21 protein-coding genes are annotated in these 20,752 nt (G+C 34.5%); 9 read left to right on the top strand and 12 right to left on the bottom strand.

The annotated features are described in order from the left end of the window. From C0512_RS03070 to C0512_RS03060, 3 genes are all read right to left on the bottom strand, one after another. Positions 1-723, bottom strand: a complete 723-nt coding sequence (locus C0512_RS03070; protein ID WP_290858781.1) for a hypothetical protein — start codon at positions 721-723, stop codon at positions 1-3. Between the two features lie 81 nt (positions 724-804). After that, on the bottom strand, positions 805-2,256 hold the full coding sequence (locus C0512_RS03065; RefSeq protein ID WP_290858780.1) for a glyceraldehyde-3-phosphate dehydrogenase: 1,452 nt from the start codon (positions 2,254-2,256) through the stop codon (positions 805-807). A gap of 152 nt (positions 2,257-2,408) precedes the next feature. Then, positions 2,409-3,797 (bottom strand): trypsin-like peptidase domain-containing protein, encoded by a 1,389-nt coding sequence (locus C0512_RS03060; RefSeq protein WP_290858778.1) that lies wholly within the window; start codon positions 3,795-3,797, stop codon positions 2,409-2,411. Between the two features lie 135 nt (positions 3,798-3,932). Between C0512_RS03060 and dapF the strand changes: the two genes are divergently transcribed. The 5 genes from dapF (at position 3,933) to C0512_RS03035 (ending at position 7,957) form a co-directional block, all read left to right on the top strand. Next, positions 3,933-4,724, top strand: a complete 792-nt coding sequence (gene dapF / locus C0512_RS03055; protein WP_290858777.1) for a diaminopimelate epimerase — start codon at positions 3,933-3,935, stop codon at positions 4,722-4,724. 2 nt (positions 4,725-4,726) lie between these two features. Then, on the top strand, positions 4,727-5,251 hold the full coding sequence (locus C0512_RS03050; protein ID WP_290858775.1) for a GNAT family N-acetyltransferase: 525 nt from the start codon (positions 4,727-4,729) through the stop codon (positions 5,249-5,251). 28 nt (positions 5,252-5,279) lie between these two features. Beyond that, positions 5,280-6,320 (top strand): endolytic transglycosylase MltG, encoded by a 1,041-nt coding sequence (mltG, locus tag C0512_RS03045; RefSeq protein ID WP_290858773.1) that lies wholly within the window; start codon positions 5,280-5,282, stop codon positions 6,318-6,320. Position 6,321: 1 nt separating this feature from the next. Continuing rightward, a complete protein-coding gene (locus C0512_RS03040) occupies positions 6,322-7,221 on the top strand; it encodes a DUF2279 domain-containing protein (RefSeq protein ID WP_290858771.1) in 900 nt (299 codons plus the stop codon). Between the two features lie 70 nt (positions 7,222-7,291). Beyond that, a complete protein-coding gene (locus C0512_RS03035; RefSeq protein ID WP_367160404.1) occupies positions 7,292-7,957 on the top strand; it encodes a peptidoglycan-binding protein LysM in 666 nt (221 codons plus the stop codon). Positions 7,958-8,097: 140 nt separating this feature from the next. Here C0512_RS03035 and C0512_RS03030 read toward each other — a convergent pair whose 3' ends face one another. The 4 genes from C0512_RS03030 to dnaA form a co-directional block, all read right to left on the bottom strand. Then, a complete protein-coding gene (locus C0512_RS03030; protein ID WP_290858769.1) occupies positions 8,098-9,390 on the bottom strand; it encodes an ATP-binding protein in 1,293 nt (430 codons plus the stop codon). 158 nt (positions 9,391-9,548) lie between these two features. Continuing rightward, positions 9,549-10,271, bottom strand: coding sequence for an SAM-dependent methyltransferase (locus tag C0512_RS03025; protein WP_290858767.1), 723 nt, complete (start codon positions 10,269-10,271; stop codon positions 9,549-9,551). Next, the gene (locus C0512_RS03020) at positions 10,268-10,741 is read right to left on the bottom strand and encodes a low molecular weight protein-tyrosine-phosphatase (RefSeq protein WP_290858765.1); all 474 of its coding nucleotides are present in this window, start codon (positions 10,739-10,741) and stop codon (positions 10,268-10,270) included. Before C0512_RS03020 ends, C0512_RS03025 begins: the two co-directional genes overlap by 4 nt. Before the next feature lie 59 nt (positions 10,742-10,800). After that, positions 10,801-12,228: a chromosomal replication initiator protein DnaA gene (dnaA, locus tag C0512_RS03015; RefSeq protein WP_290858764.1), complete on the bottom strand. Its 1,428-nt coding sequence runs from the start codon at positions 12,226-12,228 to the stop codon at positions 10,801-10,803. A gap of 197 nt (positions 12,229-12,425) precedes the next feature. Between dnaA and C0512_RS03010 the strand changes: the two genes are divergently transcribed. Beyond that, on the top strand, positions 12,426-12,842 hold the full coding sequence (locus C0512_RS03010) for a thioesterase family protein (RefSeq protein WP_290858763.1): 417 nt from the start codon (positions 12,426-12,428) through the stop codon (positions 12,840-12,842). Here C0512_RS03010 and C0512_RS03005 read toward each other — a convergent pair. Genes C0512_RS03005 through ribD form a run of 4 tightly spaced genes read right to left on the bottom strand, consistent with a single transcriptional unit; the run spans position 12,839 to position 15,958 of the window. Further along, the gene (locus C0512_RS03005; protein ID WP_290858762.1) at positions 12,839-13,453 is read right to left on the bottom strand and encodes a YigZ family protein; all 615 of its coding nucleotides are present in this window, start codon (positions 13,451-13,453) and stop codon (positions 12,839-12,841) included. The genes C0512_RS03010 and C0512_RS03005 overlap by 4 nt on opposite strands. Before the next feature lie 6 nt (positions 13,454-13,459). After that, complete coding sequence (locus C0512_RS03000) at positions 13,460-14,320, bottom strand: DMT family transporter (RefSeq protein ID WP_290858761.1); 861 nt, start codon at positions 14,318-14,320, stop codon at positions 13,460-13,462. Beyond that, a complete protein-coding gene (locus C0512_RS02995; RefSeq protein WP_290858760.1) occupies positions 14,317-14,925 on the bottom strand; it encodes an HAD family phosphatase in 609 nt (202 codons plus the stop codon). Before C0512_RS02995 ends, C0512_RS03000 begins: the two co-directional genes overlap by 4 nt. After that, a complete protein-coding gene (ribD, locus tag C0512_RS02990; protein ID WP_290858759.1) occupies positions 14,918-15,958 on the bottom strand; it encodes a bifunctional diaminohydroxyphosphoribosylaminopyrimidine deaminase/5-amino-6-(5-phosphoribosylamino)uracil reductase RibD in 1,041 nt (346 codons plus the stop codon). The genes C0512_RS02995 and ribD overlap by 8 nt, the downstream gene beginning before the upstream one ends. Positions 15,959-16,038: 80 nt before the next feature. On the opposite strand from ribD, the gene C0512_RS02985 reads away from it, so the two are divergent. Together C0512_RS02985 and prmC are read left to right on the top strand one after the other, a co-directional pair. Next, positions 16,039-16,518 carry a GNAT family N-acetyltransferase gene (locus C0512_RS02985; protein ID WP_290858757.1) on the top strand — a complete coding sequence of 160 codons (480 nt, stop codon included), beginning with the start codon at positions 16,039-16,041 and terminating at the stop codon, positions 16,516-16,518. Positions 16,519-16,527: 9 nt separating this feature from the next. Further along, on the top strand, positions 16,528-17,379 hold the full coding sequence (prmC, locus tag C0512_RS02980) for a peptide chain release factor N(5)-glutamine methyltransferase (RefSeq protein WP_290858756.1): 852 nt from the start codon (positions 16,528-16,530) through the stop codon (positions 17,377-17,379). 15 nt (positions 17,380-17,394) lie between these two features. Here the strand turns inward: prmC and C0512_RS02975 are convergent, their stop codons facing one another. Beyond that, positions 17,395-18,642, bottom strand: a complete 1,248-nt coding sequence (locus tag C0512_RS02975) for an ABC transporter permease (protein ID WP_290858755.1) — start codon at positions 18,640-18,642, stop codon at positions 17,395-17,397. A gap of 178 nt (positions 18,643-18,820) precedes the next feature. Here C0512_RS02975 and hisS point away from each other — a divergent pair, with 178 nt between their 5' ends. Next, the gene (gene hisS, locus C0512_RS02970) at positions 18,821-20,491 is read left to right on the top strand and encodes a histidine--tRNA ligase (protein ID WP_290858752.1); all 1,671 of its coding nucleotides are present in this window, start codon (positions 18,821-18,823) and stop codon (positions 20,489-20,491) included. Positions 20,492-20,752: the final 261 nt, after the last annotated feature.

Below are 20,752 nucleotides of genomic sequence, written 5' to 3'. Positions count from 1 at the left end.
TTATTCATACGAAACAGTAATCAGTTGGTACTCATATTCTAGATCATAAATTGATTTTATGCCCATTTGAACATTTTCAAAAAAAGGAATTGGCGAAATCCAACGGGGTAAATTTTTCTCTATTTGAATTAACTGATTTTTTTTGGTATTAGGTTTTTCGGTTACAGGAAATGTTCCAGTCAGTTGGTCTTTGTTTATCCAGGTCAATTGATTTTTAGTTATTGGTACCGCTTGCTTCGTTCCTGAAGAATTAATTTCCAGCCGTCCATTTTTTTCCAAATAAGTAAACGAATATGTATGGCTGAATTGAGTTTGTGTTTTTCCGAATAAATAATAAGCCAAAGCAGTTTCCGGGGAATTATAATCGACAGTAAAATCAATCAGGTCTTTTTTGGGGTAGACCGTTCCATAAATCAGGCAATTATTGGCAGAAAGATGATTCAAAATTTCGTTTTTATGAATCCCATTCAATTTTTCTATTGGAACAAAGCCAACCACCGTATTATTATTTTCTTCGGAGAGCTTTATTTTTTCAAATTCAACATCCTGAAACATTTTTTTCAGTTGAAGGGTGTCAGCATATAATCCTTTTTCATCCAATCGTAGGGTTGATTTTTTTTGGTATAAAAATTTAATTTTATGATATGATTTTGGAGTCGGTTGTATTTGACAAATTCCCGAACAGGGTAAAATCAACAAAAAACATAAATAAAAATAGTTCATCATGCTATAATTAGAATCTAAAGATAAAAAAATCCGTTTTATGAAACATAAAACGGATGATAATATTATGATTATTAACTATTAATAGTATGTATAACGTCTTACTTTAGCAATGTATTTAGCTAATCGAATTACTTGATGGCTGTAACCAAACTCGTTGTCGTACCACACATAAAGCACAATATTTTTCCCGTCGCCGGATACAATAGTAGCGTTACTATCGTAAATAGAAGGTGCATTGGTGCCCACAATGTCTGAAGAAACTAATTCGTTGCTCAAAGAATATTTAATTTGTTCCACTAATTCCCCTTCCAAGGCATATTTTTTCATTATTTCGTTAACTTCAGCGATTGAAGTTTCCTTGCCCACTTCTAAATTCAATACGACTAGTGAACCATTTGGAACCGGCACCCGTATTGCATTCGATGTTAGTTTTCCGGCCAGTGAAGGTAAAGCTTTTGCCACTGCACTTCCTGCTCCGGTTTCGGTGATAACCATGTTTAATGCGGCAGCACGACCTCTACGGTATTTTTTATGCATATTATCCACCAAATTTTGGTCATTGGTATAAGCATGTATCGTTTCTAAATGACCTTTTACAACTCCCAACGTATCCTCCACCGCTTTCAAAATAGGTGTAATGGCATTTGTTGTGCAGGAAGCTGCTGAAAAAATATCTATTTTATCCGGATTGTGGTCGTTATGGTTTACACCATATACAATATTTGGAACTCCTTTTCCGGGAGCTGTCAATAGAACTTTGGAGACTCCTTTTGAAACTAGATGTCTTTTTAAGGCTTCTTCATTGGTAAAAGCACCAGTGTTGTCAATGACTAAAGCATCTTTAATACCATATTTTGTATAGTCTATTTCTTCCGGACCATTGGCCGTAATGATGTGTACGGTTGTGCCGTTGATAATTAATGCATTATTTTCAACGTCGGCACTCACAGAACCTTGAAAATCGCCATGCACTGAGTCATACCTTAATAAAGAAGCTCTTTTTTCTAAAATCGTCGCATCATTTTTATCACGGGTTACAATGGCACGCAAGCGTAATTGGTTTCCTTTTCCGGTTTTGGACATTAATTCCCGGGCTAATAATCGTCCGATTCTACCAAAACCATATAATACTACATCCTTTGGTTTAATGCTGTCAACATCTTTGGCTTTGCGTAATTTATCTATTACAAATGATTTGGTGTTATGGTATTTATCATCTTCTAAATGATATTCGAATGTTAATTTTCCAATATCCAGTTTGGATGGTGGTAAGTCTAATGACAACATTTCCCTAGCAATTTCTACTGAATCAAAAATAGAAATTGGTTTACCTACAAATTCACCGGCATATTCATGAAGATTTAGAATTTCAGATACATTTTTGTCGATTAATTGGTTTCGGAACAAAACCACTTCGATGGATTTGTCATACCATAAATCACTGATGATTTTGATAAACTCAACTCCGGCTCTACGACGGTCTGCTTGAAACGAAAGTTCTTTTTCGTATAAAGATTTATTACTTTTCATGCGTTTAATTTAGTTAGTGTTGTTTGATTTTGGTGCAAAAGTATAGATTTCAAACGTTTTCGTAAACTTTTTTTCGATTTTTTTAAAAATAAAAAATCCTGCAAAGTCCAACCGTAGACTTTGCAGGATTTACCCCAAACTAACTATACAACTTATATTATGATTCTCATTACTTGTCCATTTTTAAGCATCAGTTCTACCCGTACTCCTTGTTTTTCAGATTTACTGCCCAAATTTCTGGAGATGCTTTCCACATCAGTTGCTTTTATGCCATCTATGCTTAAAATGATGCTTCCTTTTAATTCTTCACTGTAAGGAACCAGTTTTTCATTTGTAATGTTTTTAATTTTTACACCGCCTTTAATGCCGAATTGTTTTTTGTCAGCAGCGTCTAAATCTTCTATTTCCAACCCATAAAATTCGTAGTTAATGAGTTCTTTTTTGGTTAATTTTACCGGTATAATCAGAGATTTTCCCTCACGATTGACCGCTACTTTAATTTCATCATTTGGTCGTTTTGTATTTACGTAGCCTGAAAGTTCAGCAAAGGAGGTTATGTTTTGACTGTCCAATTTAGTTATTACATCTCCCGTTTTTATTCCTGCTTTTTCCGCTCCCGAATTTTTCGTTACCTTATTTACATAAAAACCTTGTGTTTCTGAAAGGTTTAATTCTTTTGAAGCATTTCCGTTTAATTCATATCCTTCAATACCTAAAATACCGCGTTGAACATTTCCAAATTCCATGATGTCTTCAATGATTTTCCGGGTTATGTTAGAAGGCACGGCAAACGAGTAGCCCACGTAACTCCCGGTATTAGATGAAATCATTGTATTAATTCCGATTAGTTCACCCTGTGTGTTTACCAATGCCCCTCCGCTGTTTCCGGGATTTACCACCGCATCAGTTTGAATAAAAGATTGAATTCCACCGGTGTCTAAATTTCTGGCTTTTGCCGAAACGATTCCGGCTGTTACTGTTGAATTGAGGTTATATGGATTTCCAACCGCTAATACCCATTCACCCACTTTCACTTGATCAGAGTCGGCGAAGACTGCATAGGGTAATTTTTCTTCGGCATCTACTTTTAATAAAGCAATGTCCATTTTTGAATCTGTTCCAATTAATTTGGCTTTGTATGTTTTTTTATTGTTTAGGGTGATTTCAATATCCTGGGCTTCATTAATCACGTGGTTATTCGTGACGATATAGCCATCTTCAGAAATAATTACCCCTGAACCTGTTCCAATTTGCTGTTGTTGTTGTCCTCCTTTGTAGCCATACATGAATTCCATGATCGGATTAGAAACGGTACGATAGGATACATTTTTAACGTGGACAACTTGGTGTAATGCTGTTTCGGCAGCTTGAGTAAAATCAATTGTTTCAGGAGAAAGCCCGACAGTTTTGGCAGATAAAGCATTTGCTGTAGTAATGATGTTTTTTGAAGCAGTTGCATCTTCGATAAATAATTTGTAAGCCCCTATTGTCGTAATGCCACTAAATAAGGATACTAAAAATAAATTGGTTACATTTTTCATTGTTTACATCTATTATTAATTATACTAATGTAAAATTATACGATTTATTGTTTTTTTGAAATAGGTTTAACGAACCTTAACAATCTTTAACTTTTCTTTAAAATAATTGTACTTTTGTGAGACACAAAAATAAAAATGAAGATTCAATTTTTCAAATACCAAGGGACGGGAAATGATTTTATCATGGTAGATAACCGTTTGGAGAATTTTCCAAAAAAGCAGACTGATCTTATCGAAAAGTTGTGTGACCGCCGTTTTGGAATAGGAGCCGATGGTTTGATTTTACTGGAGAATGATGAAAATACAGATTTTCGTATGGTTTATTATAATTCAGACGGAAACGAAAGTTCAATGTGTGGGAATGGCGGAAGATGCATTGTTGCATTTGCTGAACAATTGGGAATTATTCAACAAGAAACCACATTTATAGCGGTTGATGGGGAGCATTATGCAAAATTTACAACCGCTGGTTTAGTTTCGTTAAAGATGAAAGATGTTACAACCATTCAAGTAGCCTCCGATTACGTTTTTATGAATACCGGTTCGCCACATCATGTTACTTTAGTCGATGATGTAAAATCGGTTCCCGTGAAAGAACTTGGAAGCCAAATTCGGTACAGTGATTTGTATAGACAAGCCGGAAGTAATGTAAATTTTGTAGAACCTTTATCTGAAACGCTTTTTGCTGTTCGCACCTATGAGCGAGGGGTAGAAGATGAAACCTTGTCTTGTGGAACCGGCGTAACCGCAGTTGCCATTGCGATGAATGTGATTGGCAAAACGACTTCCAACGACATTTCTTTATTGGTAGAAGGAGGCTCACTTCAGGTACGTTTTGAAAAAGAGGATAGAAATTACACTCATGTGTTTTTAACCGGACCGGCTACGTTTGTATTTAGAGGAGAAATTGACTTAGCAACCCTATAAAAATGAATGCACTTCAAGGACAACATATTTATTTACGAGCATTAGAACCGGAAGATTTGGAATTTGTCTATGCGTTAGAAAATGATACCTCGGTTTGGGAAATCAGTCAGACACAAACACCTTACAGCAAATTTTTAATTCGGCAATATTTAGACAATGCTCATCAAGATATTTATGAAGCGAAGCAGTTGCGATTAGCCATTTGTAAAAACGATTCCTTTGAAGCTATTGGCTTAATCGATTTGTACGATTACGATCCTAAAAATCAACGGGCTGGGATTGGCATTTTGATACAAAACCCTGAGAACAGGCACCAAGGTTACGGACATCAGGCATTAGAATTGCTTATTCACTATGCTTTTGAGCATTTATTTGTACATCAATTGTTTGCCACTATTGCGACCACTAATCAAGCCAGTATTTCTCTTTTTACTACTTTTGGATTTCACTGTGTGGGAATCAAAAAAGATTGGAATTTCAATCATGGCATTTTTTCAGATGAAGCACTTTACCAATTAATTCGATAATTTTGCAATTATACTATTTTTATTACTTATGAAACTCAAAAAAATAATTCTTTATATTTCGTTGGCTGTTCTAGTTGTTGTGGCCTATTTTGGTTTTAAGGTTTACCAAATTATTTTTACACCCAACACCCAATTTTCAGAAGCGAAAGTTGCTGTTTATATTCCTACTGATGCTACGTTTGAAGAAGTTCAAACTATACTTTCGCCCTATATAAAAGACATGGGTACGTTCGTTTCTTTAGCAGAAAGAAGGTCCTACTCAAATAATATCAAAGCAGGAAAATTTGAAATAACCCAAGGCATGAATAATAACAAGATTATTACTGCTTTGCGTTTAAATCTTCCGGTGAAAGTGACTTTTAATAACCAAGAACGATTGGAAGATTTTGCCGGACGATTGGGTTCACAGTTGGAACTGGATAGTTTGGAAGTCTTGAATTTGTTTAAAGAGCCTGCCTTTTTGAAGGAAAACGGCTTTACCGAAGAAACTGTTTTTACACTTTTTCTGCCCAATACGTATGAATTTTATTGGAATACTTCCACGGAAAAGCTAAGAAATCAATTTACCAAAGAGTACTATCGTTTTTGGAATGAGGAGCGAAAAGCGAAGGCAGCACTTCAAGTACTTACCCCGATAGAGGTTTCTATTTTAGCTTCCATTGTTCAAAAAGAAACCGCAAAGGTTAGCGAACGTCCCCGAGTAGCACAAGTTTATTTGAATCGGTTAAAAAAAGGAATGCTTTTACAAGCCGATCCTACGGTAATTTATGCCTATAAAAAAGAGACAAATGATTTCACGCAAGTGATTAAACGAGTGGTTAATAAACATTTAATTACGGATTCCCCTTATAATACTTATAAATATGGAGGATTGCCTCCCGGACCTATTTTTATGCCTGATGTGAATGCGGTGGAAGCCGTATTGAATCCGGAGCAACATGATTTTCTCTATTTCTGTGCCAGTGTAACTAATTTTGGTTATCATGAATTTGCGACTACATTGGAACAACATAATGTAAATGCCCGAAAGTACATTGCTTGGTTGACAAATCAAACTGCTCCACAGTAATTTGAAAGTAAAATTCAGCATAGTTGTATTCCTTTTTGCTGTGTTCTTTTCGAACATTGTTTTTTCGCAATCAGGGTTTGATACTTTTTTCACCCCTTCCGATACGTTACATATCTCTCGGAGAAATACGGTTATTATTACAGAATCAGTATTAACTGCTACGGCATTGGTAGGTTTACATGAGCTTTGGTATGCAGATTATCCAAAATCTGATTTTCATTATGCGAATGACAATACCAATTGGTTGCAGATGGATAAATTGGGTCATGTTTATTCGGCTTATCAACTTGGGCGATTCAGTGCAGAAATGTTAGCATGGTCCGGTGTTTCAAAAAAAAATCAATTACTATACGGTGCAGGCTATGGATTTGTGTTTTTAACGGCGGTTGAGGTATTTGACGGTTATTCGTCTGAATGGGGATTTTCCTGGGGCGATGTGGCAGCCAATGCTACCGGAACGGCACTTTATGTTTCGCAATCCTTGTTGTGGAATGAGCAACGAATCATTCCAAAGTTTTCGTTTCATACTACCGCTTATGCTGATCAAAGACCGGACGTGTTAGGCAGTTCATTAAGTGAGCAAATTTTGAAAGATTATAACGGGCAAACGTATTGGTTATCTGTCAATTTGCATTCTTTTTTAAAACAATCACCACTACCTTCCTGGTTAAATGTTGCTTTAGGTTATGGAGCAGAGGGAATGATAACGGCAATACCTGTTGAAAATGACGAAAGGTATCGCCAATTTTACCTGAGTTTAGATGTAGATTTGTCTAAAATTAAAACGAAATCCCCTTTTTTAAGCACCCTTTTTTCTGTTTTCAATTCGGTTAAGATTCCGGCTCCAACGTTTGAAATCAATGCCTCAGGAGGCACTAGATTTTACCTATTCTACTTTTAGGAAATTTTAACTCGCTGATTGTCAATTTTATAATAAAAAGTTGTATATTTGCCCCGTGAAATTCAAGCCGGTGACAGCACTTGAGAAACAAATTGGTATGTCGAAAAAATGGTATTTTTATTCTTGTATTGCCCTTATAGTGGCCATAATCAGTTCAGGTTTTAAACCTTTCGAAGTAGAAAAAATGAATTGGTTTTATGTAGATCACGCAGTAGAAGGATTGAATTATACTGTTCCTACCCAAGAGGAATTACAATATGTAAATTTAAACATTCCACAAACCGGAAAAACTTTTACCGGATTTAAGCAAGCTCTCAGTTTTAAAGAATCACAAGGTCGATATAATTTAGTGAATACATTAGGTTATATGGGCAAATACCAGTTTGGTGTTGGGACGCTTCGTACCTTAGGTATTACCGACAGTGCTGCTTTTATGAATTCACCTCATTTACAAGAAAAAGCATTTAAAGCACTTTTAGCAATCAATAAACATGTTTTGAAAAATGAAATTGAAAAGTATAAAGGCAAAACCATTAATGGTGTAATAATCACAGAATCGGGATTGTTAGCGGCCGCCCATTTAGGTGGTTCCGGTTCGGTTAAAAAGTTTTTGAAAAGCAATGGTAAACGAGCTTTAAAAGATGGTTACGGGACTTCCTTGAAAAGTTACATCAAACAATTTGGCGGATATGACACCTCGCATATTGTTGCCAATGGGAAAGCTAAAGTTAAGTAATTACTACGATTTTTGAATAATAAAGATAGTCGGTCGGTTGTGTAAATCGACCTTTGTTTTTTTTTAACTTTTTTGAGTTCTAGTTTTTATATGAATTTGTTATTTTTATTTTAAATCTAAACTTACTAAGGGCGAGGTTCTTATTGTTTTAAAAAATCTGCCAATTTCCAAGCTTGAACATGTAAAATTCCTTCATTTGATGGAAATACAATATCATCTAATGAAATCACTACTTTTTCGTAATTATCCAAAATATTTTGCAAAGGAGTATATTCTCGTTTGATTGTGCTTTCGTTTTCGAGTATATATGTCACCTGAAAATAGATGACACGGTTACCTTTTTTAGCAATAAAATCAATTTCTCTATTTTTTAAAGCTCCAGTAAATACATCAAATCCTGACCTGAGAATTTCTAAATATACCAAATTTTCAAGTTTATAGCCTATTCCATAACTGAAGCCTTGATATAAATAATTTTTAAATGCTAAGTCATTAATGTAATATTTGCAATTACCCAAAACAATATCTTTCCCTTTAATATCGTAGCGTTCAACTTTATGAACAAGAAATGTATCTACAATATATTCTATGTAATTGGAAACCGTATCATAGGTGGTTTTTCGATTGTTACTTTTAAAAAAGTTGACAATATTATTTATAGAGACTAGATTTGAGGCATTATTAACCAAATACACAAATATATCTTCTAATAATTTTGGGTCTTTAATGCTGTAACGTTGTATGATGTCACGTAATAAAACAGAGTCTTTTATAGCAGAAATATAATTTCGTTTTGTTTGATTATTTGGTAAAATGAAAAGTTCCGGTAAACCTCCACTTTCCATATATTCAATATACGTCAATTTATTAGGTTCTTTTCCTGTTGCATGAGCAAATTCATTGAAGCTAAATGGAAATATCTCAAATGTTACATATCTACCGGAAAGAAGTGTTGCTAATTCTCCTGATAGCATTTTTGAATTAGAACCACTAATAAAAAGCTCATGTTCATCCACGTAATTTTGAGAAAAAGAATTCGCAAAATGTTCCCATCCTTCAATATTTTGAATTTCATCAATAAATAAATAAATTTTGCCAATTGGTTGTATAGTAGATTTATAGATTGCAATCAATTTTTCTACGTCTTTGTAATTTGAAATAGAATCAAAATCTGTAAATTCTTTGTTTAAATAAAAAATGTTTTGAGCATTAATTCCTTGCTTTATTAGTTTATTGGCGAGTTGACGCAATAAATAACTTTTTCCAACTCTACGTTGTCCAACTAAGACTTTTATAAGTTTATTTCCTGTGTATTCAAGTATTGAGTTGGTGTACGTTTCTCTTTCAAATCCCAATTGCGGTATGTTTCCATCCCAAAAATTATATTTTTTTAAGCTTTCAAAATCATCTTCCATACTTGAAAATTTATTCAAAAATACAAAATAATTTTTTATAATAGAATATTTTTATAAAAAAGTAAAAAAATCTTCTATACTCGAATATTTTTTATTTTTAGTCGAATAATCTTCCAAAGTCGAATAATCTGAAATTAGATGATTTTATTTTTTAAGTTAAAAATGTAAAAAAAAAATTAAGATTTCTGAATAATAAAGATAGTCGGTCGGTTGTGTAAATCGACCTTTGTTTTTTTCCAATCGTTTATTGTCAGGGTTTTTATGTATTCGGTTGGCAAGGTAATGTCCGTTGCAACACAAAGCCGAGTAGAACTTTGTAGCGATTGCAAAATATCTTCCAATAATTTGTTATTACGATAGGGAGTTTCGATAAAAATCTGTGCTTGATTTTTTTCCATCGAAAGGCGTTCTAAGTTTTTTAAAGCTGATTTTTTTTCGCTTTTATCGATGGGTAGATAACCATTGAAAGCAAAACTCTGTCCATTCATGCCGGAACCCATTAAAGCCAACAGAATAGAGGAGGGGCCCACTAACGGAACCACTTGAATACCTTTTTCATGAGCAAGTTTTACAATCACGGCACCCGGATCGGCAACGCCGGGGCAACCTGCTTCACTCATTAAGCCTACGTTGCGACCTTCTGAACAAGGCTTAAGCATTTCGTTGTATTCGGTTGCTTCCGTAAATTTATTCAGGACATGAAGTCTTAAATTAGCTTGAACTTTTTCAGCATTGATTGATTTTATAAATTTCCGAGCTGTTTTTTCGTTTTCAACGACATAATCGTTGATGAAATCAATGGCTCTTTTTACCGTTTGTGGCAACACATCATCGGGTGACACGTCACCTAAGGTAGTGGGTATCAAATATAATTTTCCTATGAAGGAGATAGGTTTCATTCTTCGGAATATTTTTCCAACATTTTGGTTGCAATGGTATCACACGCTTCATCCAACATTTCGAAAACCTGGTCAAAATTACTTTGGATTCCGTGGTAAGGATCCGGCACATCCACATTTTCACCCGGAAAAAGTTCATCAAGGATTAACATCACTTTTTGTTTTGCTTCATCATTGGGAGCCATACTGATAACATCAGCATAGTTAGAGGTGTCCATTACATAAATGTGGTCGTATTCTTTGAAGAAAGAAGGTTTAAACAGTTTTCCCCTTTGGTTGGAAATATTGATGCCATTTCTTTCGGCAGTCAGGATAGAGCGTTTGTCAGGAGGATTTCCAACGTGCCAATGACCAGTTCCGGCAGAGTCGACAAAAAATTTTTCTTTTGGAAGTTTGGAGGCTAAAATACCTTCCGCTAAAGGCGAACGACAAATGTTTCCCAAACAAACCATCAATATTTTTACAGGCATAAAATAGTAAACTAAAAAATTTCAGCATTCAAAAGTACTAAGAATACTGAAACTATTTTTTATAAAGAAAGTTTTTTATGAATATCATCCACAAATTTTCTGAATTGCTTATCTGTTGTAACTAAATTGTCCACTGTTTTGCAAGCATGTAAAACGGTAGCGTGGTCACGGTCGCCAATTTGCGAGCCTATGTTTGCTAAGGAAGCTTTGGTGAATTTCTTGGCAAAGAACATGGCTAACTGTCTTGCTTGCACGACATGTCGTTTACGGGTTTTAGATTGTAATGTGTCTAAATCTAACTGGAAATAATCGGACACTACTTTTTGAATGTAATCGATAGAAATTTCGCGTTTGACATTTTTTACAAACTTCTCTACGACATTTTTTGCTAAATCTAATGTTACTTCTTTTTTATTGAAAGAAGATTGAGCAATCAATGAAATAATGGCTCCTTCTAATTCCCTTACATTCGATTTGATATTTCGTGCAACATATTCAATGATTTCTTCCGGAATTTCTACTCCGTCACGGTATAAAATGTTTTTCAGAATGGAAATACGGGTTTCATAATCCGGTTGGTGTAATTCGGCAGACAATCCCCATTTAAAACGAGACAATAAACGTTGTTCAATGTCCTGCATATCGACAGGAGCTTTATCCGAGGTTAAAATAACCTGTTTGCCATTTTGGTGCAGGAAATTAAAAATATGGAAAAACACATCTTGAGTTCCTGATTTTCCGGAAAGAAATTGTACATCATCAATAATTAATACATCAATTAATTGATAAAAATGTATAAAATCGTTTCGTGTATTTTTCTTAACAGAGTCAATGTATTGTTGCGTAAAAACTTCTGCTGAAATATATAATACTGTTTTGTCCGGGTATTTGTCTTTAATTTCAACACCGATAGCATGAGCCAAGTGGGTTTTTCCCAGACCAACACCACCAAAAATTAAAAGCGGATTAAAAGAAGTTCCTCCGGGTTTGTTGGCCACAGCCATCCCTGCAGAACGAGCTAAACGGTTTGAATCTCCTTCCAGAAAATTATCAAAACTGTAATTTGCATTTAACTGTGATTCTATTTTCAGGTTTCTGATACCGGGAATCACAAATGGATTTTTTAGTTCAGGACTAATGTTTTTTAATGGAGCGTCAACATCTTGTGGTTTAACCGGACTACGGTGAGCACTAGGCAGTTGTTCCGTAAACGGTTGTTTATTGCCATAAGTGTTTTCCATTTTGATTTTATAGAGTAACTTTGCATTTTTTCCAAGTTCTTTGGTTAAGGCCACTTTGAGTAATTTCACATAGTGTTCTTCAAGCCATTCATAGAAAAATTTGCTGGGTACTTGAATGTATAAAGCATTGTCTGTGAGTTCCACTGATCGAATAGGTTCGAACCAAGTTTTGTAAGCTTGCTCCTGAATATTGTCTTTTATAAATGATAGACAGTTTTCCCATACCGATTCCGCAGTTTTGCTCATAAATTCTAAAAATAATATTGTTTACTAAAGGTTATCTTACAAAGAAATTAGGCCATTTCTTTATTAACTTTTGGGATAACAAATATGTGAACAAAAAAACTTAAAAAAAAATAAAATGCTATTGATTTTATAGAAAAATTGTTGTAAAGACGTTTTAAGGCTTCAAAAATATACTAAGAAAAAAATTACAGAAAAGTATGAAAGAACATCAATTACAAGTCCGTGTTCGCTATTCGGAAACTGACCAAATGGGCGTAGTGTATCATGGTAACTATTTGCCTTATTTTGAGATAGGTAGGGTGGAATGGCTAAGGAATCATGGGATTTCTTATAAAAGCATGGAAGAGAGCGGGGTTGCTCTACCTATTGTTAACATCAATATAAGTTACAAAAAACCAGCACGTTATGATGACTTACTTACAGTCATTACCAAATACAAAAAACAGAGTTCCGTGAAGATAGAATTTGAATGTAAAATTCAAAGTGAAAATGGGGAGTTATTAACAACCGCCGATTTTATTTTGGTCTTTGTTGACTTAAAAACCGGCAAACCCATGTTGCCCCCGTCGAATATAAAAACGATTATTGACAGCATGGAATTATTGGAAAATTAATTTTCCTTTTTTATGGAAACTTCAAAAAGAGAAGAAAAAATGTCGAAAATTGTTTCGGCATTTTTTTTTCGAGTGGCTATTTTGATTTCGCAATTCAATTCCATTTTTTGAGAGACAATTTCCAAGTTTTTTTCTTTGATGATTCGCATAATTTTGTTCATGTTTTTATAATCAAAAACAATAGTATAATAAAGGTCAATGGTTTTTTCGATGATTTCTGCATTTTCCAAAGCCATTTGAGCGGTTGTTTTGTAAGCTGATATGAGTCCGCCCACTCCTAATTTTACACCCCCGAAATAACGAACAACCACTATCAATATATTAGTTACCTCAAAAGACTGGATTTGACCGTAAATAGGCATTCCGGCACTATTGTTTGGTTCTCCATCATCATTGGACCTAAAGCTGATTTTTTCGGTACCCAATTGATAAGCATAGCACCAATGTCTTGCTGAAAAATGTAGTTTTTTTAGATGCTCTAACTGTATTTTCACTTCTTCTTCATTAGTAACCGGAAATGCATACCCAAAAAATTTACTGTTTTTTTCTTTGAACAAGACTTCTTCTGAAGGGGTGAGTATTGTTTTATATGTATCTTTTGAATCAGCCATTATTTTTTAACTGGTTACTAAAAAGATAGCTGTGAGTGCCAATGCTATTCCAATTCCGTTTCGAATCGATATTTTTTCTTTGAAAAATACGATACCAACCAATGTTGAAACCATTACGATTGCCACATTGTGAATGGTGAAAATGGTAGAACTTTCAAATACTTCACTGTCTAACATTTTGATTAAGTAGTAGAGTGAAAAATAATTGGGTATACCTAACACGATACCTCCCAAAATACTTTTACCGGTTATTTTCATGTTGTTTTTTATGATAGCGATTCCAATTAAAAAAACACCTATCGTAAAAGCCATTAAAAAGGTATGAGAAGAAAATAATGAAATTTCCTCAGTCGGAAGATAGTCATTCTGTAATACTTTCAGACTAGTATCAATTGCTCCGGCACCAAAAAAAACCAATATAGGGAAAATCAAATTTTTGGAATCTGCTACAGCTCCTTCTTCCTTTTTAGCGGTGAAATAAACGGCAATTAAGGCTAAAATAATCCCTAAAATTTTGGCTATTCCCAATTCTTCGCCAAAAAGCCAAACGCCAAAAGAAATTGGAATAATGACAGACATTTTTGAGGCCACCGAGGCTACTGAAAGTCCGTTTCGTTGCGAAGTAACCGCTGTGACATAAAATACGGAAATAAACAAAAATCCCAACATGAAACTGCCCGGATACCATGGTTTGTGAACTATTTCGGATAAGTTGAACGATTGGTCAGAAACTACTAATCCTATCACAAAGGCAGTAAAATAATTGACTACTAAAGCTTGGAGCGTATTGATGTTATAACGAGAAAACAGTTTTAGAATTACAAAAAGAACGGCGTTGAAAAGAACACTTAAAACTATATAAATCACAAGCTAATTATTTTTTTGGCGAATAAATCAGTCACCTCTTCTTCTCCAACTTGTAAATTCCAAACTTGAATACCTAAGGAAGCTGCTGCATCAGTGTTTTCTTTTCTATCGTCAATAAACAAAGTTCGTTTGGGTGATAATTCATGTTTATGCAATAGGAATTTAAAGACTTCTACATTCGGTTTACGAATTCCCATTTCATAGGAATAATATACTTTTTCGAAACAGTTGTAGAAATCCCGAGTGATTGACATGCCTTCTTTATGTTCGAAACGGTCAATGTGAATCATATCCGTATTGGTCAATAAAAACATACGGTATTTACCTTTTAAGCTTTGCAGGAATTCTAATCTTTTCAATGGAAAATCGCCCAAAACTGCATTCCATGCCTTTCGTATGTCTTCAATAGAAGCGTTTGGTAAATGTTTTTGAAAGCCTTGAATAAATTCCAATTCCGTTGCTTTGCCCACTTCAAAACGTTTATTTAATTCATCTAAATCAGCGTGCCATTCGGTTAAACCTAAATCACGAAAGGCTTTATCTACAGCAGCTTTATCCAAATCAATGAATATGTTTCCGAAATCAAAAATGATAGTGTTAATCATGGCTTTTAATGATTATAAGTTCGTCATTTATGCTTTTTTGTTTTACTACAATTTCACCTTTTAGGATTGGGGCTTTCGTTCCTTGGTGTACTTTGCTGTTTCCTTTAAAAATGCGAGCTTCATCCCATAAATCAGCGTCGATAAAAGATTGTAAGGTCTGACGTCCTCCTTCTATAATGACTGATTCAATTTGGTGTTGATAAAGCAAATTACTGATTTTTTCAGGAAGTTGCTCTCCAAAGATAAGATTTTCATAAATACAATTTTCATCTTTTGTTAAAATTTCCTGTTCTGTTAAGATGATTGTTTTTTGACTTCCTTTTTTTACGGCATACTCCTCCGAAATTTTTCCGGAGCGGTCTAAAATAATTCGAATTGGATTTTTTCCAAACCAATCTCGGGCATTTAATTCGGGATTATCGTCTAAAACAGTTTTGGTTCCAACCAGTATAGCTTGTTCTTCCGTTCTCCATTTGTGAACCAATTGTCGGGAATATACATTGGTAATCCAAACCGGTTTTTGTTCATTCTTATGTATTGGCGAAAGAAAACCATCAGTACTTTCGGCCCATTTTAAAATGATATACGGACGTTTTTTGGTATGAAAAGTAAAAAAACGTTTATTCAATTCCCGACATTCTTTTTCTAAAACACCAACTTTAACTTTAATGCCTGCTTTTTGAAGTTTTTCAATGCCTTTACCGCCTACTTTATCATTAGGGTCAAGCGTTCCGACAATTACTGTTGGTATTTTATGTTGGATAATTAAGTCACTGCAAGGCGGGGTTTTTCCAAAATGACTGCATGGTTCCAAGCTAACATAGATAGTTGATTTGGTTAGCAGTGATTTATTTTTTACGGAATTTATAGCGTTGACTTCAGCATGTGGTTCTCCTGCTTTTTGATGCCAACCTTCCCCAATTATCTTTCCCCGATGCACAATTACACTTCCAACCATTGGATTAGGATAGGTAGAACCCAACCCATTTTGAGCTAATTCGAGGCAACGTTGGATGTAAATTTCGTGATTCATGGTAAGACAAAATTACGCTTTTTGACTAATAAAGTTGAAATAGTTTTACTTTTACAGTTTTAAAATAGCTATCCATTTGTATGACAATCATTCGACCAATACTTTACACTGATAACCAAGCTATAGCAGCAGTTATCCGATCCGTTTTACTTGAACATAATGTTCCAAAAGTAGGAACGGCTTATGCAGATGTTTCTTTAGACTCCATGTTTGAAACGTACAATGTCCCCCGAAGTTCTTATTTTGTTGTAGAACATAATGGAAAAATTATAGGAGGAGCCGGTGTGAGTCAGTTAGCAAATGAAGCAGAAACTATTTGTGAGTTACAAAAAATGTATTTTTTACCGGAAGCCCGTGGGCTAGGATTAGGTTCACAAATGATGGAGAAGTGTTTGCAAGCCGCCATCTCTTTTAAGTATGAAAAATGTTATTTGGAAACCATGCCCTATATGGAAGATGCTCAGAAATTGTATAAAAAATTTGGTTTTCAGTATATCGATACTCCTATGGGTTGCACCGGCCATACATCGTGTCCGGTTTGGATGTTAAAAGACTTGTAATTATATTCAATGGAAGTAAAAAAATACAGATCCCTTTTTCAAAACGAACTATCGCCCTTTTTTGATACGATGGAGATTGATCAGTTTTTCTATTTAACCCTAGAAAAGAGGCATCAATTGAAACGTGTTGACTTGGCTTTGAATCCAAATTTTGAAATCACTGTTGAAGAAGAACAGTATTGGGATTCTGTTTTAACCCAACTGAAAACGCAAAAACCCATTCAATACATTTTAGGAGAAACCTCTTTTTATGGGTTAACTTTTCTGGTAAATGAACATACTTTGATTCCGCGATCGGAAACAGAAGAATTGGTGCAATGGATTCTTGAAACCAACCCAACTAGTTCAGAAATTGCACTATTGGATATTGGAACAGGAACCGGTTGTATTCCGATTACATTGAAAAAAAATTTACCAAAAGCAACTGTTTTTGCCTTGGACGTTTCGGAGAAAGCTTTAGAAGTTGCCACTAAAAACGCTTCAATGAATCAAGTTGAGATAACTTTTCTACAAAATGATATTTTAGCAACCTCAAGGTTGGAGCAGCAATTTGATATAATTGTTTCTAATCCGCCTTATGTTCGGGAGCTAGAAAAAAATGAAATAAATACCAACGTTTTACAATTTGAACCCCATTTGGCATTATTTGTTGCAGATAATGATGCTTTGTTGTTTTATCGAAAAATCGCTGAATTGGCTCAAGTATATTTACAACCTAACGGACAATTGTTTTTTGAAATCAATCAGTATTTAGGTACTGAAATGGTTGCATTGGTAGCTTCTTATGGTTTTACAGAAATAGAACTTCGACAGGATATTTACGGAAATGACCGAATGCTCAGAGCGGTAAAAAGTTTTTAGAAAAAGGAAAAATTATTATTCGTACCGTAATGCTTCAATCGGGTCTAGTTTTGCCGCTTTTATAGCCGGATATAAACCGGAAACCACAGCTACTAAAAAGCTCGTAATCACCGCGGCAATGATTGCCATCCATGGAATAATAAAATCAAATTCGAGTAAGGCTGCAAAAGCGGAGCCAATTGAAATGCCTAAAATAATACCAAGAATTCCACCTAATTGGCCAATAACAATTGTTTCGGTAAAAAACTGAAAAGCAATCGTACTTTTTTTAGCTCCCAACGCTTTTCGTACACCAATTTCTCTGGTTCGTTCTGTCACGGAAACCAGCATAATATTCATTAAAGCAATAGAAGAACCAAATATGGTGATTACCCCAATTATCCATGCGGAAATTCCCAAAACAGAAGTTAGCGATAGAATTTGATTGATTAATTCGTCACTTCGAACAATTCCAAAATTATTGTCCTGTACCGGATTTTGTTTTCGAACTTTTCGCATCGTGATGATAGCATTGTCAATAGCAGCTTCAAGTAGTTCTTTTTTGTCAACTAAGACACTGAGGTTATAATTAATATTGGGTTGTGTAAAAAGTGAACGAGCTACCTGAATTGGAATCATTACCCTTAAATCCTGACTATTACCAAAGGTTGAACCTTTTTCTTTCAGTATTCCAATGACTTTAAATTTGGCTCCGCGAATAGAGATGATTTTATCAATAGGATTCACATCTTTTAAAAGACCATTTTCAAAATCGGAGCCCACTACACAAACAAAATTGTTATTTTCAATATCGAAACCGGTAAAATTTCTACCATCGGCTAATTCCAATCCTGAATTGGTTAAAAAGTAATCATCAACACCAACTACTGTAATTTCAGGGTCGGTTTTTTTATTTTCAAATTTTACTTCGGCAGCAGCAGTAGCGGTAAATGACAAAGAAGCATGGGTGAAAGGATAATTATATTTTTCTTGAAATGCTTTAGCTTCCGGATAGGAAATAATCGGGTTGATAATTTCGCGTTCTTGTCTGCGACCATTTCCCACACGCACTTCCAGTTCATATTGTCGTATGGTAAAAGTATTGGCTCCCATCGATGCAAAATTGGATGACAAGGTGTTTTCAAGAGCCGATACGACAGTTAAAATACTTACCAACGCCGTAATTCCTATTGCGATAATTACAATTGTCAGGATAGTACGAAGCAACTGCGTTTTAATAGAACCCAGTGCAATTTTGATGTTTTCTTTAACTAATCGAGCCATATGTCTAATTTGACACGAAATTACAATAATTGTTACAAGGTTTCTTTATTTTCTTTAAAAAGTAAGATATTTGCACAAGGAAATGACAATGGCAAAAATCAATTGCAATGACAAAAGTCAATGACACTATCAAAAATCAATTGCAAAACCATTTTCAAAATTAAATTAAAAAGCAATAATGGCACAAAAACCAAGTATTCCTAAAGGAACCAGAGATTTTTCACCGGCGGAGGTCGCAAAACGAAACTACATCAGTTCGAAAATGAAGCATCATTTTGAGGTGTTTGGTTTTCAACCGATTGAAACACCTTCTTTTGAAAATTCAGAAACGTTGATGGGAAAATATGGGGAAGAAGGTGATCGATTGATTTTTAAGATTTTGAATTCGGGGGATTATTTGGAAAAATTCAATAGAATTTTATTACAGATTATTCATAAACTGGTTAATGATTATCAAAAAATTTATATTGACCTTAGCAATGATAAGAATCGACCGTCGTTTATTGAACATATTCAAGCTATAGAAAATGATTATGACACATATGTTGCTAGATTGAATAAAGAGTTATTTAATAATGAAGATGAATTAACAATTGTTTCTTTTAAAGACATCTTATTTTTAGTTAAGCGACACTGTTATGATACACATGATAAAGTAAATGTTTTTATTAATAAAACAAAAGAAGAAATAGAACAACTTGTGATAACAATTTTTTCGGATTTTTTTATTTCTTTAAAAGGAAAGCATATGGTAGCATATATCTCCGAAAAAGCCCTTCGTTACGACCTAACTGTTCCTTTTGCCCGTTATGTCGTGCAGCACCAAAATGAAATTGAGTTTCCGTTTAAGCGGTATCAAATTCAACCCGTATGGCGTGCTGATCGTCCTCAAAAAGGGCGATTCAGAGAGTTTTACCAATGCGATGCCGATGTAGTAGGTTCTACCTCGTTGTGGCAAGAAGTGGAATTAGTACAATTGTATGATGCCGTTTTTACTGATTTAGGATTGGGAGGAACCACGATTAAAATCAATAACCGAAAAATTTTATCCGGAATTGCGGAAGTAATTGGAGCGAAAGATAAATTAATTGATTTTACTGTTGCTTTAGACAAATTAGACAAGATAGGCGAGGACGGCGTGAAAAAAGAAATGCTTGAAAAAGGAATCTCTGCCACTGCCCTTGAAAAAGTACAGCCTTTGTTTCAGTTTACAGGAACAGTTGCCGAAAAAATAGAAAAACTAAATCAGCTATTAGCCACCTCAGTCGAAGGATTGAAAGGAGTGGAAGAATTGCGATTCATTTGTGAGACCCTAGAAAAATTAGGTTTACAAACGGCCCTTATTGATTTGGATGTTACTTTGGCAAGAGGATTAAATTATTACACCGGAGCCATTTTTGAAGTTGTAGCTCCACAAGTTGTGATGGGTTCCATTGGTGGAGGTGGACGGTATGATGATTTGACCGGTATTTTTGGATTGAAAAACATGAGTGGGGTAGGAATATCCTTTGGGTTAGACCGAATTTATTTGGTTTTAGAGGAATTAGGTTTATTTCCTGACACGGTTTCGGCAACTACAAAAGCGTTGTTTATCAATTACGGAAACCACGAAAGTTTGTATGCGATGGAAGCTATTTTCAAATTGCGTCGTGCCGGCATTAAGGTGGAATTATATCCAGATGCCGCCAAAATTGCCAAACAATTTCAATATGCAGATAAACGCGGCATTCCTTTTGCCGTTATTGCCGGTCTATCGGAATTGGAGCGAATGGAATTTGGACTCAAAAACCTGCAAACCGGAGAGCAAGTAAAGTTAAATTTTGAATCCTTAAAGAAAGCATTGTCTTAGCTATTTCAATTTTATATTAATTCTAGCCCCAATTCTTTGGGGCTTTTTTTATATGAGTTCTTTTAATTATATTTTAATATTAAATGTACTGTAGTTATTTTTTTAAGAAAGTAGTTAAAGAGTGAATTAAAAAGAAAAACTCCTTTTATAAAGGGTAGTATTAGTTGTTCGGTTAACATGGAATTCTTAACTTTATACGATAATATTAAATTATTTTTCAAAATGATTTTGTATTGAGTAAATCTATTTCAAAAAGTAAAA

This window comes from Flavobacterium sp. (assembly GCF_013822155.1).
GTDB lineage: Bacteria > Bacteroidota > Bacteroidia > Flavobacteriales > Flavobacteriaceae > Flavobacterium.
This window is presented reverse-complemented; position numbering and strand designations above follow the sequence as displayed.

Excerpts from the sequence above, each read along its gene's own strand:
- C0512_RS03020 (WP_290858765.1), bottom strand. The coding sequence starts at position 10,741 with ATGCCTGTAAAAATATTGATGGTTTGTTTGGGAAACATTTGTCGTTCG.
- dapF (WP_290858777.1), top strand. The coding sequence starts at position 3,933 with ATGAAGATTCAATTTTTCAAATACCAAGGGACGGGAAATGATTTTATC.
- C0512_RS02985 (WP_290858757.1), top strand. The coding sequence starts at position 16,039 with ATGACAATCATTCGACCAATACTTTACACTGATAACCAAGCTATAGCA.
- dnaA (WP_290858764.1), bottom strand. The coding sequence starts at position 12,228 with ATGAGCAAAACTGCGGAATCGGTATGGGAAAACTGTCTATCATTTATA.
- hisS (WP_290858752.1), top strand. The coding sequence starts at position 18,821 with ATGGCACAAAAACCAAGTATTCCTAAAGGAACCAGAGATTTTTCACCG.
- C0512_RS03050 (WP_290858775.1), top strand. The coding sequence starts at position 4,727 with ATGAATGCACTTCAAGGACAACATATTTATTTACGAGCATTAGAACCG.
- C0512_RS02975 (WP_290858755.1), bottom strand. The coding sequence starts at position 18,642 with ATGGCTCGATTAGTTAAAGAAAACATCAAAATTGCACTGGGTTCTATT.
- C0512_RS03005 (WP_290858762.1), bottom strand. The coding sequence starts at position 13,453 with ATGGCTGATTCAAAAGATACATATAAAACAATACTCACCCCTTCAGAA.
- prmC (WP_290858756.1), top strand. The coding sequence starts at position 16,528 with ATGGAAGTAAAAAAATACAGATCCCTTTTTCAAAACGAACTATCGCCC.
- C0512_RS03060 (WP_290858778.1), bottom strand. The coding sequence starts at position 3,797 with ATGAAAAATGTAACCAATTTATTTTTAGTATCCTTATTTAGTGGCATT.
- C0512_RS03025 (WP_290858767.1), bottom strand. The coding sequence starts at position 10,271 with ATGAAACCTATCTCCTTCATAGGAAAATTATATTTGATACCCACTACC.
- mltG (WP_290858773.1), top strand. The coding sequence starts at position 5,280 with ATGAAACTCAAAAAAATAATTCTTTATATTTCGTTGGCTGTTCTAGTT.
- C0512_RS03010 (WP_290858763.1), top strand. The coding sequence starts at position 12,426 with ATGAAAGAACATCAATTACAAGTCCGTGTTCGCTATTCGGAAACTGAC.
- C0512_RS02995 (WP_290858760.1), bottom strand. The coding sequence starts at position 14,925 with ATGATTAACACTATCATTTTTGATTTCGGAAACATATTCATTGATTTG.
- C0512_RS03070 (WP_290858781.1), bottom strand. The coding sequence starts at position 723 with ATGAACTATTTTTATTTATGTTTTTTGTTGATTTTACCCTGTTCGGGA.
- C0512_RS03065 (WP_290858780.1), bottom strand. The coding sequence starts at position 2,256 with ATGAAAAGTAATAAATCTTTATACGAAAAAGAACTTTCGTTTCAAGCA.
- ribD (WP_290858759.1), bottom strand. The coding sequence starts at position 15,958 with ATGAATCACGAAATTTACATCCAACGTTGCCTCGAATTAGCTCAAAAT.